The 16,197-nt window shown below is 53.3% G+C and carries 16 protein-coding genes, 1 tRNA gene and 1 other RNA gene; 11 read left to right on the top strand and 7 right to left on the bottom strand.

Going from position 1 to position 16,197, the window contains the following annotated elements; genetic code table 11:
- Positions 1–40 precede the first annotated feature (40 nt).
- The gene (locus OGY08_RS10775) at positions 41–298 is read left to right on the top strand and encodes a hypothetical protein (RefSeq protein WP_125362777.1); all 258 of its coding nucleotides are present in this window, start codon (positions 41–43) and stop codon (positions 296–298) included.
- Between the two features lie 2 nt (positions 299–300).
- Here OGY08_RS10775 and OGY08_RS10770 read toward each other — a convergent pair.
- The 5 genes from OGY08_RS10770 to OGY08_RS10750 form a co-directional block, all read right to left on the bottom strand.
- A non-coding RNA gene (locus tag OGY08_RS10770) (RtT sRNA) lies at positions 301–433 on the bottom strand.
- Positions 434–467: 34 nt separating this feature from the next.
- Positions 468–544 (bottom strand) — tRNA-Pro (locus OGY08_RS10765).
- 91 nt (positions 545–635) lie between these two features.
- On the bottom strand, positions 636–2,330 hold the full coding sequence (gene eptB / locus OGY08_RS10760) for a kdo(2)-lipid A phosphoethanolamine 7''-transferase (RefSeq protein ID WP_008786420.1): 1,695 nt from the start codon (positions 2,328–2,330) through the stop codon (positions 636–638).
- A gap of 210 nt (positions 2,331–2,540) precedes the next feature.
- On the bottom strand, positions 2,541–3,743 hold the full coding sequence (locus OGY08_RS10755) for an L-lactate MFS transporter (protein ID WP_020996062.1): 1,203 nt from the start codon (positions 3,741–3,743) through the stop codon (positions 2,541–2,543).
- Positions 3,744–3,994: 251 nt separating this feature from the next.
- The gene (locus tag OGY08_RS10750; protein WP_003827405.1) at positions 3,995–4,696 is read right to left on the bottom strand and encodes an autotransporter outer membrane beta-barrel domain-containing protein; all 702 of its coding nucleotides are present in this window, start codon (positions 4,694–4,696) and stop codon (positions 3,995–3,997) included.
- A 159-nt stretch (positions 4,697–4,855) separates the two neighbouring features.
- Here OGY08_RS10750 and tag point away from each other — a divergent pair, with 159 nt between their 5' ends.
- Together tag and OGY08_RS10740 are read left to right on the top strand one after the other, a co-directional pair.
- The gene (gene tag / locus OGY08_RS10745; RefSeq protein WP_003846107.1) at positions 4,856–5,425 is read left to right on the top strand and encodes a DNA-3-methyladenine glycosylase I; all 570 of its coding nucleotides are present in this window, start codon (positions 4,856–4,858) and stop codon (positions 5,423–5,425) included.
- The gene (locus OGY08_RS10740) at positions 5,415–5,855 is read left to right on the top strand and encodes an N-acetyltransferase (RefSeq protein ID WP_008786424.1); all 441 of its coding nucleotides are present in this window, start codon (positions 5,415–5,417) and stop codon (positions 5,853–5,855) included. Before tag ends, OGY08_RS10740 begins: the two co-directional genes overlap by 11 nt.
- Here OGY08_RS10740 and OGY08_RS10735 read toward each other — a convergent pair.
- Positions 5,824–8,157, bottom strand: a complete 2,334-nt coding sequence (locus OGY08_RS10735; protein ID WP_125362776.1) for a molybdopterin guanine dinucleotide-containing S/N-oxide reductase — start codon at positions 8,155–8,157, stop codon at positions 5,824–5,826. The genes OGY08_RS10740 and OGY08_RS10735 overlap by 32 nt on opposite strands.
- A gap of 159 nt (positions 8,158–8,316) precedes the next feature.
- Here OGY08_RS10735 and OGY08_RS10730 point away from each other — a divergent pair, with 159 nt between their 5' ends.
- From OGY08_RS10730 to ghrB, 6 genes are all read left to right on the top strand, one after another.
- The gene (locus tag OGY08_RS10730) at positions 8,317–8,979 is read left to right on the top strand and encodes an OmpA family lipoprotein (protein WP_003827397.1); all 663 of its coding nucleotides are present in this window, start codon (positions 8,317–8,319) and stop codon (positions 8,977–8,979) included.
- Positions 8,980–9,083: 104 nt separating this feature from the next.
- Positions 9,084–10,100: a LacI family DNA-binding transcriptional regulator gene (locus OGY08_RS10725; RefSeq protein WP_125362775.1), complete on the top strand. Its 1,017-nt coding sequence runs from the start codon at positions 9,084–9,086 to the stop codon at positions 10,098–10,100.
- A 99-nt stretch (positions 10,101–10,199) separates the two neighbouring features.
- Positions 10,200–10,949, top strand: coding sequence for a sugar phosphate isomerase/epimerase family protein (locus tag OGY08_RS10720; protein WP_286565883.1), 750 nt, complete (start codon positions 10,200–10,202; stop codon positions 10,947–10,949).
- 3 nt (positions 10,950–10,952) lie between these two features.
- A complete protein-coding gene (locus tag OGY08_RS10715) occupies positions 10,953–11,891 on the top strand; it encodes a sugar kinase (RefSeq protein ID WP_071446719.1) in 939 nt (312 codons plus the stop codon).
- A 64-nt stretch (positions 11,892–11,955) separates the two neighbouring features.
- A complete protein-coding gene (locus tag OGY08_RS10710) occupies positions 11,956–13,236 on the top strand; it encodes an MFS transporter (RefSeq protein ID WP_003827389.1) in 1,281 nt (426 codons plus the stop codon).
- 22 nt (positions 13,237–13,258) lie between these two features.
- The gene (gene ghrB / locus OGY08_RS10705) at positions 13,259–14,233 is read left to right on the top strand and encodes a glyoxylate/hydroxypyruvate reductase GhrB (RefSeq protein WP_125362773.1); all 975 of its coding nucleotides are present in this window, start codon (positions 13,259–13,261) and stop codon (positions 14,231–14,233) included.
- Between the two features lie 58 nt (positions 14,234–14,291).
- Here the strand turns inward: ghrB and OGY08_RS10700 are convergent, their stop codons facing one another.
- Positions 14,292–15,002, bottom strand: a complete 711-nt coding sequence (locus OGY08_RS10700; protein ID WP_003827386.1) for a DUF3053 domain-containing protein — start codon at positions 15,000–15,002, stop codon at positions 14,292–14,294.
- Positions 15,003–15,382: 380 nt separating this feature from the next.
- Here OGY08_RS10700 and OGY08_RS10695 point away from each other — a divergent pair, with 380 nt between their 5' ends.
- Together OGY08_RS10695 and cspE are read left to right on the top strand one after the other, a co-directional pair.
- Positions 15,383–15,673, top strand: a complete 291-nt coding sequence (locus OGY08_RS10695; protein ID WP_003827383.1) for an HTH-type transcriptional regulator — start codon at positions 15,383–15,385, stop codon at positions 15,671–15,673.
- 279 nt (positions 15,674–15,952) lie between these two features.
- Complete coding sequence (cspE, locus tag OGY08_RS10690) at positions 15,953–16,165, top strand: transcription antiterminator/RNA stability regulator CspE (protein ID WP_000014594.1); 213 nt, start codon at positions 15,953–15,955, stop codon at positions 16,163–16,165.
- Positions 16,166–16,197: the final 32 nt, after the last annotated feature.

Below are 16,197 nucleotides of genomic sequence, written 5' to 3'. Positions count from 1 at the left end.
GTAGCGCAAAAAAAGTTTCAAGCAAATATAAAAAAAGGCAATGGAATATGTCACAGAATCGTTAACAGTCAGTGGGAAGTGGTGCACAATTTTTGCAGATAAAATGAAGGTCAAACGTGGGGTCGGAAAAACACAAAATACGCCCTGCCAGCGCTTCGCCTGTAGGCCGGATAAGGCGCTTGCGCCGCCATCCGGCAATGTCTGTTATAGCGTGATGTTTTGCCTGATGGCGCTTCGCTTATCAGGCCTACAAAAGCCACAAATGCAAAAAGCCCGCTCAGAGAGCGGGCTTTTCTAATTTGGTCGGTGATAGAGGATTACTCGCCACTGCGTGGCTCGCCCTACGGGCCGTTGCTGACGCAACGTTCTCTCGCTACGCTCGAGTCGAACCTCTTGCCCCCGGAGGTTCTCATCCTCGTGGATTCCGGAAAGCAAAAAGCCCGCTCTGAGAGCGGGCTTTTCTAATTTGGTCGGTGATAGAGGATTCGAACCTCCGACCCCTTCGTCCCGAACGAAGTGCGCTACCAGGCTGCGCCAATCACCGAATGCGGGGCGCATCTTACTGCTCAGCTGCGCGCCCGTCAATCCCTTAGTATCAAAATGCCATTTGATCGGCGAGAAAGTCAGCAGCTCAGTTACTGGGCTGTAGCCTTATTCGCGTCCGGGATACGGCACCAGTTGTTATTCTCGTTAATACCGCCATTTGGCGAGGTATAACCGAGGCAACCCAAAATGGTGTCGTACAGTTCCACATGACGACGCGGCACCTTCATATCAGCTTCTTGCTTCAGATGTGCAAACGCCTTCGCATGGTCTGGGTCTTCCAGATATTTGTCAGACATCCACACCATCATAGGTACGCGGAACTGCTCAGGTGGCGCCATTTTACGCGGCGTACCATGCAGGTGCTCGCGTTCGTTAATCGACTCACCGTGATCGGCGGCATAAAACACGATCGCTTTCTTATCGCGTAGTTGATCAAACACTTTGGTAATAAAGTGATCAACATAGGTTACCGAGTTATCGAATGAGTTGATCATCTCAGCTTTCGAGCAACCGCTATCAACATTGACACACTCCGGCTTCCACTGCGCATATTCGCGGGTGTAGCGCTGGGTGTAGTTAAAATGCGAGCCTTTGGTGTGCAGAATAATCAGATGCTTGTCACCATCTTCATTATTCTGTAAAGACTGCTGCATCTCGGTAATCAGCAGCATATCGTCAACGTTCTTGCCACGGTTACGTGGCTCTGCGCCAATCTGCTCACGATAGGCGATGTTCTCCGCCATGGTATTACTGTAGAACCACATCTCGCTTTGCATCGCGTAAAGATCGGTCTTGAACCCTAACTGGCCGAGCACGGAGAAGACGTTTTGTTCTTTCAGAGTACGCTGCGGGTTTTCTTCTGCCCCACCCTCACGCACAAACATGCAACGCAGCGAAAGTTTGGTTGCCGTATCACAGGAATATCCACGGAAGGCGGCCAGATTTTTCTCCTGGGCGAGCCTTGGCGTGGTATTACGCTCATAGCCAAAAATCCCCATATGATCCCAGCGGGTCGTTTCGCCGATAATAAAGACCACATAGGTGTCGTCGAGGTTTTTGGGGGCAACATAGGTAAACTTCTTCGCCGGGTTCATCAACGATTTGTTATCTGAAGATTCATCCACTTGTGCCCAGGCGTACAGACCCAGCGCGGAGAGCCAGTTTGACGGCAGATAGGAATTCGCCACTACCCCGCCATAGCTGGGCAAATCGATCCCCGTTGCTCGCTCAACGCTTCTCTGTTGCATACTCAGCAGGCGAATCGGGAGCCATACCATCAGACCAGCCAGTAAAACTACCGCCACGCTGCGCCATCTCATACCAGGCGTACGTATCTGTTTCATCAGGGTATAGCGGCAGCGGTTACTCCAGATCAGCACCAATGGGATAATACTGACCGAAACCAGCCACACGATGAAATGCCAGCCGACGACTTCTTTCGATAAATCAATATCCGTGGTCATAACGGAGGCGATAATGCCGTAGCCAATTACCACGTTCAGGAAGGTCATATAATAACTGGCGCCGGCAGAACACAGCACCACAAAGGTTGCCAGCACACGCCAGGCGCGTCGGCCAAATAACGAGAGAAGTCGGAGTAAAAAGAAGGTCACCAGCACAGTGCCGGCCAATTCAACAACCGCGGAGAGTCCTTTCCAGACGGTAAACTCGTGCGCATATCCGCTAAAGCGACGGAAAAATACAGCACAGTTCATAAACAAACCGATATAGATTGCCAGCAAGAAACTGAGTTTCTGCTGCGTCATCGACTTAATGTATCTCATGCAAACAAACCCTGGGAATCGGGATAAAAACACCCTGTGCAGTAGTCAAACAGACCAGGCAGGGGAAAATGCGACAACAGCAGAGGTGAAATGTCTACGGGCGCGGGTAAGTAGACCACAGGAGGGTGAAAAAGTGCTTATGGAGAATGCAAATGGCGCATATATTTTTGTAAATATATGCGCCAGGTATTAATCAGACTACTAATAGGTTTAGGCGTGCGCCTCGGTATATACGCTACGCTGTGGCTGGCGGATGGTGGTGGAGAGTGCCAGTGAGATGATTAACAGCGCAAAGATAACGCAGAAGGTCACATAGAAACCGCCGAACAGCGAGGCGATAATGGAACCACAAATGCTGCCGATACCGAAACCTAAGTAAATGACGCCGTAGTTTTTAGCCAGGTTATTCAAACCGAAGAACTCGCTCACCAGTGACGGGAACACGGTGATGGTACCGCCAAAGTTAAATGCTACACAGGCAATCGCCGCGAAGAAGGTCGCATCATTCAGCGGGGCGAACAGCAGTGCCGCCATACCGACCAGCGAAACGACCTGCCCAATGGTGATAACGCGAATACGAGAGATTTTGTCGGACAGAATCCCCAGAACCAGACGACCTGACAGGTTAGCGATAGAAATGACTGTAACCGCATTTGCCGCCGTTGCCACATCCATATGCGCCAGGCTTTGTGCAATATCTTTCGCCACGCCAATCACATACAGCCCACTCATACACGCCGTCAGGAACATCACTGCCAGCATCCAGTACTGCGGTTTACGCATGGACTGCGCCAGGGTGTAGTCATTCTCAACCACGCCATTTTTTGTTTTCACTTCCTGATTCGGCGCGTCTTTCATCAGCGTGGAGCCAAAGACGATCATCACCAGCACAATCGCGCCCCAAATCATGAAGGTTTTTTCCAGACCCACAGTGCTCAACAGTTGGCTGTCGATGAATTTAAAACCGAGGCTGCCAAGACCGTAAGAACCGATGGCAAAGGCGGAAATCAGCCCTTTACGCTCAGGGAACCATTTTACACAGTTGGAAAGTGTTAACAGGTAGCCTGCGCCATCCGCCAGACCAACCAATACACCGGCGCTCAGCCACAGCATAATCAGGCTGTCAGAGTGAGCGGTTAAGAAGAAGCCGACACCCAGTAAAATACCGGAGGCCATGGTGACACGTTTCACGCCAAAACGTTCCTGCAGTTTCCCGGCGACGGAAGAAGAAATCGCCAGCCCGAGGCTCAGCAGGCCAAAGGAAAAGGCAACCTGACTCACTGGCGCATCAAGCTTAGAAGAGAGCGCACCGTTAAACAGGCTCCAGGTATAAACAGAACCTAAAGCAAATTGGGTAATGATGGTGCCGATCAGTGTCAGCCAGCGGGTACGCTGATAATCAGAAGTTTTCATGGCAGTCTTCCTGCATAAACAAAATGGGAAATTCTCTGCCAACAACCATACCGAAGCGCTTTTATGAGCAGGAGAAAACGGCATGAAATGCCGCCAGGACGGAATGAAATGCCTGGAATGCAGAATGAATGACGAGACAAAAAGTCGGGTTACTGAATTTTATCGCATGAGTTAGTACACGCTATCGCTGGAGTGCGTGTGATTGTTGATCTCAACATGTAATCAAGATGTTTATATGCTGATTACTTACGTTAAAATTTGGCGCTCACTCCCATGGTGTACATATAGTCGCTGTTGTTGGTACTGTTTTCCGCCTGCGAAAGCGCCGCGTAAGCCGCCATGTGCGGGTTCAAAAGCATATCCGCACCGACGGTGACATCCACCCAGTTACCGTCCTGACCCGCTGCTGACATGCGGCTGAGACCCGACTGCGCCTTCCAGATATTCTCGCCAAACTGCTGGTTATAGCTGATTTGCGCCCACGGACGCACATCACCGAACTGCGAATTGACACGCCAACCCAACGAACTCACGCTGGCATGCCACAGCGGATCGTTCTGCGTTACCGACGTCGCGCTATCGCCAAATTCGTTGTAAGTAGATGTGGTTGAACCGTCATAATGCAGCGCGGCAACCGGACCAGTTGTCACCTGCCTTGAAAGCGGGAAGTTCCAGCCCATACTCATGCCGCTGGTCGCATCCATAGGCGTCTCATCCGCCAGATTCACCACGGGACCCGCCACGTTCTGAGTGGAACGAATACGTTCTTCCAGAATGTCGTTATAACGTGGTTGGTGATCGCTGTCCCATGTATAACGTTCAGCCGTATGCCCTGACATCGCATCAACGATATATTCTTGTTGCCAGCCATATGCTGTATTGATGGACAGCGCACAAACTACGACGCTCGCCAGAGTTAACCTTTGGCGACCACTACTGTTTCTTATAATCATCAACGCGACTCCAGAAAAGAGCCGAATTCGGCGATATTATTGTCATTGTGTGAAGGATATTGGGCCCATCAGGCCCTGTATTAAATATTGTCTTTTTAGCTGGCGCGTCAAGGCGGGCCGAATGAAATTTTTACGCCAGTAAAAACAGCGAGGAAGAATATGCAGCGTTGCGGATGGGTCAGCCAGGACCCACTTTACATTGCCTACCACGACAAGGAATGGGGCGTCCCCGAAACCGATGGTAAAAAGCTGTTCGAAATGATCTGCCTTGAGGGCCAGCAGGCCGGGTTATCGTGGATTACCGTGCTCAAGAAACGGGAAAACTATCGCCACGCCTTCCACCATTTTGACCCGGAAAAAGTGGCGGCCATGACCGAAGAGGATGTGGAAAGGCTGGTACTGGATGCCGGCATTATTCGTCATCGCGGAAAAATTCAGGCCATTATCGGCAACGCTCGCGCTTTTCTGACGATGGCGCAAAACGGAGAGTCGTTTAGCGAATTCGTCTGGTCATTTGTTGATAACCAACCGCAAGTGACTCGCGCCGCTAACCTGAGCGATATTCCCACCTCCACGCCTGCGTCAGACGCGCTGTCTAAAGCGTTAAAAAAACGCGGATTTAAGTTTGTCGGCACCACCATTTGTTACTCCTTTATGCAGGCGTGCGGCCTGGTCAACGACCATGTCACCAGCTGCATCTGTTATCCGGGAGAACAACATGATTCGTGAATCCAAGGCTGACGATCTGCCGTCAATTTTGGCGCTGTGGATGGAAAGCACAATCCATGCCCATCCATTTATCGAAGAGCGCTACTGGCGCGAAAGTGAATCCGTGGTGCGGGATGTTTATCTGCCCGCCGCGCAAACCTGGGTGTGGGAAGAAGAAGGCGAGCTCAAAGGCTTTGCCAGCGTGATTGACGACCGCTTTCTCGGCGCGCTGTTTGTCGCACCTGCCGCCATCAGAAGCGGGATCGGCAAAGCGCTGGTGCAGCATGTCCAGCAGCGCTTTTCGATACTCAGCCTTGAGGTCTACCAGAAGAATCAATCAGCGGTGAACTTCTACCATGCGCTGGGTTTTCGCATTGAAGACGGCGCATGGCAGGAAGAGACTCACCACCCCACGTGGATTATGGGCTGGCAGGCGGATCAAACGCCGTAAGCGCCAACGTTGGTCCGCTATATTTTTCAAGCCACGCCAGCGCAGTATTGCCCGCGCAGCCATTCCCCAGCTTCGAGCTGGGGAGATCTTTGGTCAGCACGTTGACGGCACCATTTTTACAAATACCGTTCGCTGCGAGATCCAAATCAGGCCAGGCGCCTTCATGAATACAGATGACGCCGGGTTTAATACCCGCCGTCACCACCGCGCCCGCCAGAACTTGCCCGCGCTGGTTCCACACCCTGACCGTATCGCCATCCGCAATGCCGCGCGCGTGGGCGTCCTGCGGATGAATCGTTATCGGCTCACGATCCGCTACCGCGTACTGCTCACGTAGCGCACTGTAGTTAAGCTGACTATGCAAACGGTGCGCCGGATGGGCGGAAAGCAGCTGTAGCTGGTCCGGTTCGGCGTTACCGAACCACTCATCCGGCTCCAGCCACATCGGGTGTCCCCCGCAGTCCGCGTAGCCGTAACCTGCAATCCTCGCGGAGTAGATTTCAATTTTGCCGCTGTCCGTTTTCAGCGGATGCGCCTGTGGGTCGCGGCGAAAATCCGCAAAACGGATAAACTGTGCGCTGGCGGCGTTTTCCGGCATTTCGATCAGGGCGTTGCGCTGCCAAAACTCGGCGAAAGGCGGCAATGTCACCTGCTGACTGGCCCCACGTTGCCCGGCAATATTGTAAAAAGTCTCCAGCCACGCCAGTTCGCTTTTACCTTCGGTGAACCGTTCATATCCGCCCTTTTCCCAGCGCTCACTCAGCTCGGCAAAGACATCAAAATCATTTCGCGCTTCGTCCTGCGGCGGTACGACCTGCTTCATCGGCACCAGGTGCTGGTTGCTGTAATCGCCAGTCATGGTCAAATCATTACGCTCAAAGGAGGTGGTTGCTGGCAGCACGATATCAGCATGCTTTGCTGCTGCGGTCCAGAAACACTCCGAGATGACCACCAGCTCCGGTTTTTGCCAGGCGCGAATTAAACGGTTAGTGTCCTGATGATGGGTGAAGTTAGCGCCACCCGCCCACCACAGCATACGGATGTCCGGGAAATGGCGGTCCATGCCGTTGTGCTGGTAAAAACCGCCGGGATTTTCCAGCGCTTCGACAATTCGCGCCACCGGGATTTTATCTACCGCGTCGGTGCCGCCTTTAACGCTGCCCTGCATTGAAGCCAGCACCGCAGCCCGGCGCGTTGGGTTGCCGCCGTTGGCAAAATGGTACGACAGCCCAAAACCGCCGCCTGGCGTCCCGATTTGTCCGAGCATGGCGGCCAGGGTGACAATCATCCAGTGTTTCTGCTCGCCATACTGTTGGCGCTGCATGCCCCATCCGGCCATCAGCATGGTGGTATTTTGGTGAAATATCGCTGCAAGTTCGCGTATCTTCGCTGCCGGAATGCCACAAATCTCTGCCGCCCATTTTGCCGTTTTTGCAACATCGTCAGATTTACCCAGCAGATAGTCGGCAAAACGGTCATATCCGGTAGTACACCGGGAGAGAAAGTCCTCGTCATGCCAGCCGTTTTCCACCAGCGTATGCGCGATGCCCAGCATCAGCGCTACGTCGGTCCCCATATGCGGGGCAATCCATTCCATCTTATCGCCAAAGAAATCGACGCTTTCCGATCGCATCGGATCGATACAGATCAATCGTTTACCGCTGTCGCGCAATGCCTCAAAGTACGCGAGGCCCTGCTCATCGGACGCGTTCCAGGCAATCTTCAGGGTATTCAGCGGATTGGCGCTCCACAACACCACCACCTCGCTGTTCTCCAGCACCACCGGCCAGCTGGTTTGCTGCTGGTAAACTTCGTTCCCGCCCACCACGTACGGCATGATCGCTTGCGCAGCCCCCGTCGAGTAATCCCCCAGATGCCCGGTATAACCGCCCGCCAGCGCCATATAACGCTGTAACAGGGTCGCCGCTTTGTGTAACACGCCGTTGGACCGCCAGCCGTACGAACCGGCAAAAATTGAGGCCGGGCCGTAGCTGTCACGGATGCGTTTATGCTGCGTATGGATAAGATTCAGCGCGTCGTCCCAACTGACGCGAACAAACTCATCCTGCCCACGTACGCCCTGTGGGTTTTCCGGCGAGGCGAGAAACCCTTTACGCACCATCGGAAAACGTACCCGCGTTTTACTGTGAACCTGGTCGCGCACCACGGTTTGCAAAGAGTTGGGATGAGTGGTGGGCAGCGCGCCACGCGAGGAGAAAACTGTCTCCCCATCAGTGTCGACGAGGATTGGTCCCCAGTGGGCGGCGGTTAACACCGAGTAATGTGCGGGTGAATTAGCCAAAATGGCGCTCCTGAATGCGATGTGACGGCTTATTTATTATGCCGTTCAATGTTACTTACAAATTTCAGAGTCTTCCCTGGAATTTTCTTCATGTTCACACGTCATAATCAACCGCCACGGTCGCTGTGGCAAAGAAGAAAAAGTCATTAAGGAATTAAGATGAAGAAACGTGTATTTGTTATTGCTGCCATCGTGAGCGGCGCCCTGGCGGTTTCTGGCTGCACAACAAACCCTTACACCGGCGAACGCGAAGCGGGTAAATCCGGCATTGGCGCAGGTATTGGCTCTCTGGTCGGCGCGGGCATTGGCGCACTCTCTTCTTCGAAGAAAGATCGCGGCAAAGGCGCACTGATTGGCGCAGCGGCTGGCGCGGCCGTTGGCGGTGGTATCGGCTATTACATGGATGTACAGGAAGCAAAACTGCGCGAAAAAATGCAGGGAACGGGCGTCAGCGTGACACGCAGTGGCGATAACATCATTCTGAACATGCCAAACAACGTCACCTTCGACAGCAGCAGCGCCAACCTGAAGCCTGCGGGTGCTAACACCCTGACCGGCGTGGCGATGGTACTGAAAGAGTACAATAAAACCGCCGTCAACGTGCTGGGCTTCACCGACAGCACCGGCAGCCAGGATCTGAATATGCGTCTGTCACAGCAGCGCGCAGACTCCGTAGCCAGCGCCTTGATCACTCAAGGGGTCGCAGCTAACCGCATCCGTACTCAGGGTATGGGCCCGGCAAATCCGATCGCCAGCAACAGCACAGCGGAAGGTAAAGCGCAAAACCGCCGCGTAGAAATTACCTTAAGCCCGATCCAGTAACGTTTTGTGCCGGATGGAGACAGTCCGCGTCCATCCGGCATGAAGCACTTGCCATCGTTGATTTTCGCGTTAAGGTGTTGTCACCAAATTCAGGAAAATCAGCGATGAGCAAATCAACACGGGCAACCATCAGCGATGTGGCGAAAGCTGCAAAAACCGGCAAGACCAGCATTTCACGTTATCTCAACGGTGAAAAGCACCTGCTTTCCGACGCGCTGCTGGCCCGCATTGAACAAGCCATTGCCGATCTCGACTATCGTCCCAGCCTGATGGCAAGAGGCCTGAAACATGGTCGTACCCGCCTGATTGGCCTGATCATCGCCGATATTACTAATCCCTACTCCGTCAACGTGTTAAGTGGTATTGAAGCCGCCTGTCGCGATAAAGGCTTTACCCCGCTGGTGTGTAACACCAACAACGAAGTGGATCAGGAGCTGCATTATCTCGACCTGCTGCGCAGCTACCAGGTCGAAGGGATAGTGGTCAACGCCGTCGGGATGCGCGAAGAGGGGCTGAACCGCCTGCAACAGTCTGCGCTGCCGATGGTGCTGATTGACCGTAAAATTCCCGATTTCGCCTGTGATATGGTCGGGCTGGATAACACCCAGGCGGCAACGGTTGCCACCGAGCATCTGGTCGAACAAGGTTTTGAAGCCATCCTGTTCCTCAGCGAACCACTCGGCATGGTGAATACCCGCCGCGAACGCCTGAGCGCTTTTCGCGCCACGCTCGCGCAATACCCTGGCGTTATCGCGCAAAATGCCGAGGTCCCGCTCACGGACAATACGCAACTGGACGACACCCTGCGCCAGTTTCACCAGCAGCATCGTGGAATGCGCAAAGCCGTTATCTCTGCCAACGGTGCCCTCACGCTACAAGTAGCCCGCGCCCTGAAACGCATTGGCCTCAACTGGGGGAGCGACATTGGCTTACTCGGCTTTGACGAACTGGAATGGGCTGAGCTGGCGGGCGTCGGTATTACCACGTTGAAACAACCCACCTGGCAGATTGGTTACACCGCCGTTGAGCAGGTTGTGCGCCGGATTGATGGCGGCTCCGCTACCATTCAGGAACAGGTCTTCTCCGGCGAGCTGATCGTGCGCGGCTCTACCGCCCGTTAAATTACCTTCGTGATGGTGATCATAAATTCGACATCATGGGCTTTTCTTTGGAACCGGTTCCATCTAGCGTTATAACAAGAACGCTAGTCTGGAGTTTCCATGAAAAGAAAAATTATGGTGGTCACCGCCGCTTACGGCCACGACCAGGTACGGGCCGCAGGCGGGCAAACGGCAATGCTGCCCATCATCGCTGAAGCCGGTGCTGACGGCGTCGAAATCCGCCGCGAGCTATTAACTGACGCCGAGCTGAAAACGCTCTCTATGATGGCCTCTGCTATCGAAATCTTCGGCCTGCTGGCCTGTTACTCAGCGCCTGAACCGTTGTTCCTTGAAGACGGTAACCTCAACCCCCGTCTTCCAGAACTACTTGAGGAAGCGCAGGCCTTGCAGGCGCTGTGGTTAAAAGTCTCCCTCGGCCATTTTTCCCATACCGAACAGTTCGACGTTCTACTCCAATGGCTGGACAACAGCGGAATGGAGCTGGTTGTCGAGAACGATCAGACCGACTGCGGACGCCTGCAGCCAATGCAGCGCTTTAACGAAGCCTGTCAGGCGCAAAACCTGCCGATATCTCTGACCTTCGATATGGGCAACTGGCTGTGGGTGGGCGACTCCCCGGAACAGGCGGCGCAGAACCTGGCGTCAACCGTTGGGTATATCCATGTTAAAGCCGCAGTTGCACATCGCGACAGCTACCGCGCCGTACCGCCAGATACCGCCGATCCGCGCTGGCTGGCGCTGCTAAAAACGCTGCCCAACGATGTCCCACGCGGCATTGAGTTCCCCCTGGAAGGGCAGGATTTGGCGGCGGTTACCCGCCGCTACGTCGAGCTGTTACGCGAGGAGTAACGCATGAAAAATTCACTGGATGTGGTCACTATTGGTGAAGCGATGGCGATGTTTGTCGCCACGCAAACCGGCGAACTGGCGGATGTGGAGCAATTTATCAAGCGCGTTGCAGGCGCGGAGCTTAACGTAGCGACCGGTCTTGCCCGTCTGGGCCTGAAGGTCGGTTGGGTGAGCCGCGTTGGCAACGACAGCTTTGGCCGTTTTATCGTTAAGTCGCTGGAAAAAGAAGGGATTGATGCGCAGGGAGTCACCCAGGACGGGCGTTACGCTACTGGCTTTCAGCTTAAATCTAAGGTCGAAAATGGAACCGATCCCATTGTGGAATATTTCCGTAAAGGTTCCGCTGCCAGCCACCTCAGCATTGAAGATTATCACGAGGCCTATTTCGCCAGCGCGCGCCACCTGCACCTGAGCGGCGTAGCAGCAGCACTTTCTGCCAGCTCTTATGAGCTACTGGCGCATACCGCCCGCACCATGAAGGCCCAGGGGAAGACCATCTCGTTCGACCCGAATTTGCGCCCGGTATTGTGGAAAAGCGAAGCCGAAATGGTGGAAAAACTGAACCGGCTGGCATTCCAGGCTGACTGGGTTTTACCAGGGTTAAAAGAGGGCATGATTTTAACCGGTCAGCAAACGCCTGAAGCCATCGCCGACTTTTATCTGCGCCATGGCGTGAAGGCCGTGATCGTGAAAACCGGGGCTGATGGCGCCTGGTACAAAACCGCCAGCGGCGAACAAGGCTGCGTGGCACCGGTAAAAGTCGACAATGTGGTCGATACGGTCGGCGCAGGAGATGGCTTTGCCGTAGGCGTTATTAGCGCCCTGCTGGAAGGCCGCTCGTTGCATCAGGCGGTGACCCGCGGCAATAAAATTGGCGCACTGGCCATTCAGGTTCAGGGCGACAGCGAAGGATTACCCACACGTGAACAATTAGGGGAATAAACTCCCGGCCAACTCTGTACCCTACATACAGAGGCGGCGTATCAGCATAACCAGAGGGCAGTCTATGAATAGCTCAACTAATGCAGCAAAACGCTGGTGGTACATCATGCCAATCGTGTTTATCACGTATAGCCTGGCGTACCTTGACCGCGCGAACTTCAGCTTCGCCTCCGCCGCCGGTATCAACGAGGACCTCGGCATTACCAAGGGGATCTCTTCCCTGCTGGGCGCACTGTTTTTCCTCGGCTATTTCTTCTTTCAGATCCCGGGCGCAATTTACGCTGAACGCCGCAGCGTACGAAAACTGATTTTTGTCTGTCTGATCCTCTGGGGCGCATGCGCGTCGTTAACCGGCATGGTCAGCAATATTCCAATGCTTGCCGCCATCCGCTTTATTCTTGGCGTCGTTGAAGCCGCCGTGATGCCGGCAATGCTGATTTACATCAGCAACTGGTTTACGAAATCTGAACGCTCGCGCGCAAACACTTTCCTGATCCTCGGTAATCCGGTCACCGTCCTGTGGATGTCCGTGGTTTCCGGTTACCTGATTCAGGCGCTGGGCTGGCGGGAAATGTTCATCATCGAGGGCTTCCCGGCCATCATCTGGGCGTTCTGTTGGTGGGTGCTGGTAAAAGACAAACCGTCTCAGGTCGGTTGGCTGTCAGAATCTGAAAAAGCCGCGCTTCAGGCACAACTGGAAAAAGAGCAGCAAGGCATCAAAGCCGTACGTAACTATAGCGAGGCTTTCCGCTCACGTAACGTCATCCTGCTGTGTATGCAGTATTTCGCCTGGAGTATTGGCGTCTATGGTTTTGTCCTGTGGCTGCCGTCGATTATCCGCAACGGCGGCGCAAACCTGGGGATGGTGGAAGTTGGTTGGCTGTCATCCGTACCGTATCTGGCGGCAACGGCGGCGATGATCCTCGTCTCCTGGGCGTCCGATAAGCTACAAAACCGTAAGCTGTTTGTCTGGCCACTGTTACTGATCGCGGCGTTCGCGTTTATCGGCTCCTGGGCCGTAGGCGCAGACCACTTCTGGATTTCTTACACGCTGTTGGTTATTGCAGGCGCGGCAATGTATGCCCCCTATGGTCCCTTCTTCGCCATCATCCCGGAAATGCTGCCGCGCAACGTCGCCGGTGGGGCAATGGCGCTGATCAACAGCATGGGCGCGCTAGGCTCATTCTTTGGTTCATGGTTTGTCGGCTACCTCAATGGCGCTACCGGCAGCCCGTCTGCCTCGTACATTTTTATGGGGGTAGCGCTTTTTGTCTCAGTGTGGCTAACTCTCATTGTTAAGCCTGCTAATAATCAACAGCTACCTATTGGCGCACGCCACGCTTAAATTTTAACTTACGGAGATTCGCATGAAGCCGTCCATTATTCTCTATAAAGCGTTACCCGACGATTTACTGCATCGCCTGGAAGAACATTTTACTGTGACTCAGGTGCCTAACCTGCGCCCGGAAACGGTCGCACTGCACGCCGACGCTTTTGCCAATGCAGAAGGTCTGCTGGGCTCCAGTGAAGCCGTCAATACCGCTCTGCTGGAGAAAATGCCCAGGCTGCGTGCGACATCCACGATTTCTGTAGGCTATGACAACTTCGACGTCGATGCCCTCAACGCGCGTAAGGTGCTGTTGATGCACACGCCAACCGTGCTGACGGAAACCGTCGCCGATACGGTAATGGCGCTGGTGTTAAGCACCGCTCGCCGCGTAGTGGAAGTTGCCGAACGGGTAAAGGTCGGCGAATGGACCAAAAGTATCGGACCGGACTGGTTTGGTACCGATGTACACCACAAAACGCTGGGGATTGTCGGTATGGGCCGCATTGGGCTGGCGCTGGCACAACGTGCGCATTTCGGCTTTAACATGCCGATTCTCTATAATGCGCGCCGTCATCATCAGGAAGCAGAAGAGCGCTTCAATGCACGTTACTGCGACCTCGATACGCTGTTGCAGGAGTCTGATTTTGTCTGCCTGATCCTGCCGTTAACCGACGAAACGCATCATCTGTTCAGCACCGAGCAGTTTGCCAAAATGAAGTCTTCCGCCATTTTCATTAACGCCGGACGTGGCCCGGTGGTCGATGAAAAAGCGTTGATTGCTGCCCTGCAAAAAGGCGAAATTCATGCCGCTGGCCTGGATGTATTTGAGCAAGAGCCATTATCGGTAGACTCACCGCTGCTGTCACTGCCCAACGTGGTGGCCGTACCGCACATTGGTTCAGCCACGCACGAAACGCGCTACAACATGGCGGCCTGTGCGGTGGATAACTTAATCGATGCGCTGCAAGGACGCGTTGAGAAGAACTGCGTAAACCCGCAGGTCGCATCATAAACAAAAGGCCGGGTAGCGCTTACGCTCACCCGGCCTTTCATGCATTACCGTATCTTAATTACTGAGCGGCATTCACCGCAGCAGTCCAGGCCTGATTAAATGCCTGATGCTGAGCAGCCAACGGGCCAATCAGCGTATTGTACTGACTTGCCTGCTGTGACGTTGGGAACTGGATACCGTTGGCGACAAAGCTCACCTGTGTATCCTGCTGCGCCACAAAATCACCAACCTGCACCAGCTGCTGCGTGAAAATTTGCGCGGCAGGGATCAGCGGCTGTAAGGCCTCTGCTGGTGCAGTAACAACTTTGTTGTACACCTGATCAAAGACCGGTTTCAGATCTTCGCCCTGCTTCAGCGCGCCATGCGCAGCATCTGCCTGTAGTTTCGCATTCTGCAACTGTTGCCCTAATACACCTAGCGCACCATTTGCCTGACGCAGCGGTTCACGCTGAGTCACATAATCCTGAGGAACACGAATCGCATTTACGCTATCAACCACCGGACGCAGACCGGAGTCCATCGCCTGATTAACCTGTTGCGAATAGCCATACAGAATCGCGTAATCGGACACAAACGGGCCAAACTGTTTTTTCTGATCGGCGGTCAGCGTTGGTAAACGCTCTCCGCTACGCATTGCAGTATTCTGCAGAAAATCGATAAACGCTTTGCGTTGATCGCCTTCTTTATCAAAACACCCACTCAGGCCAACTACCATTAAGAGCGCCAAAACAGGCGCAAACCAGCGAGAGCAGGACTTACCTGTCGCCATTTTAATACTCCTTTCACCCAAAAATGCGCACAACGACACCCGCGTGCCTGACGTTGACAAGGATAGTCCAGGTCAGCCCCGCAAGATACCCTTTCCGCGTAATCTTGTGGGGGAAAATAACCGTTCCCGCCACCGTTCGTTTTGCTAAACAATGCTGCATTCACCACTCGGCGTCATATTTTAGTCATCTTTACAATCGGAATCGATCGTTCGGAGATCCCGACCTTTATCAGTTCGTTAGCCAGCAAAAGATTGTCACCTGCGATCCGCTGAAACGAATCCATCACACAACCCTTAAATCCGGCTTCATTTTTTCCGACTACTCTTAATGAGCTTCGAAGAAATTCACGATCCCGCTGTGTGATTTGTAGGAGTTCTCAATGGAATACAAAGATCCTATGTTTGAACTGCTAAGCAGTCTGGAGCAGATTGTTTTTAAAGATGTATCGCAGACGGTCACTCTGCCGCAAAAAACCAACCCTTTCACCGAATTTGAACAGCTACGAAGAGGGACAGGTTTAAAAACAGATGATTTTGCCCGAGTGATGGGCGTGACGGTCGCGATGGTTCATGAATGGGAGTCTAAACGCGTAAAGCCTTCCACTACCGAATTGAAGTTAATGCGCCTGATTCAGGCAGACCCTAGGTTAAGTAAGCAACTGATGGATTGAACTATTTTTCAATTTTGCTTAAGAACGGTCCTGTTTCAGGGCCGTTCTCTTACGAAGGTTATCCACAAAAAAGAAAATAGTAGTTGCATCCACATGCGTAAAATGAGTTAATGCCCTCAACGGTTTGACGTACAGACCATTACAGCAGTTAGTAAGGCAAGTCCCTTCAAGAGTTATCGTTGATACCCTTCGTAGTGAGCATTTCCTTTACTGTTAAAAAATCTGTAAAGCACGCCATATCGCCGAAAGGCACACTTATTTTTTAAAAGGTAATACACTATGTCCGGTAAAATGACTGGTATCGTAAAATGGTTCAACGCTGACAAAGGTTTCGGCTTCATCACTCCTGACGATGGCTCTAAAGACGTGTTCGTACACTTCTCTGCTATCCAGAACGATGGCTACAAATCTCTGGACGAAGGTCAGAAAGTTTCCTTCACCATCGAAAGCGGCGCTAAAGGCCCGGCAGCTGGCAACGTAACCAGCCTGTAAGCTTAAAAAGCTCAAAATTCTGAATCCCTGCC

It is taken from the genome of Citrobacter sp. Cpo069, assembly GCF_030332785.1.
Classification (GTDB): domain Bacteria; phylum Pseudomonadota; class Gammaproteobacteria; order Enterobacterales; family Enterobacteriaceae; genus Citrobacter; species Citrobacter portucalensis.
This window is presented reverse-complemented; position numbering and strand designations above follow the sequence as displayed.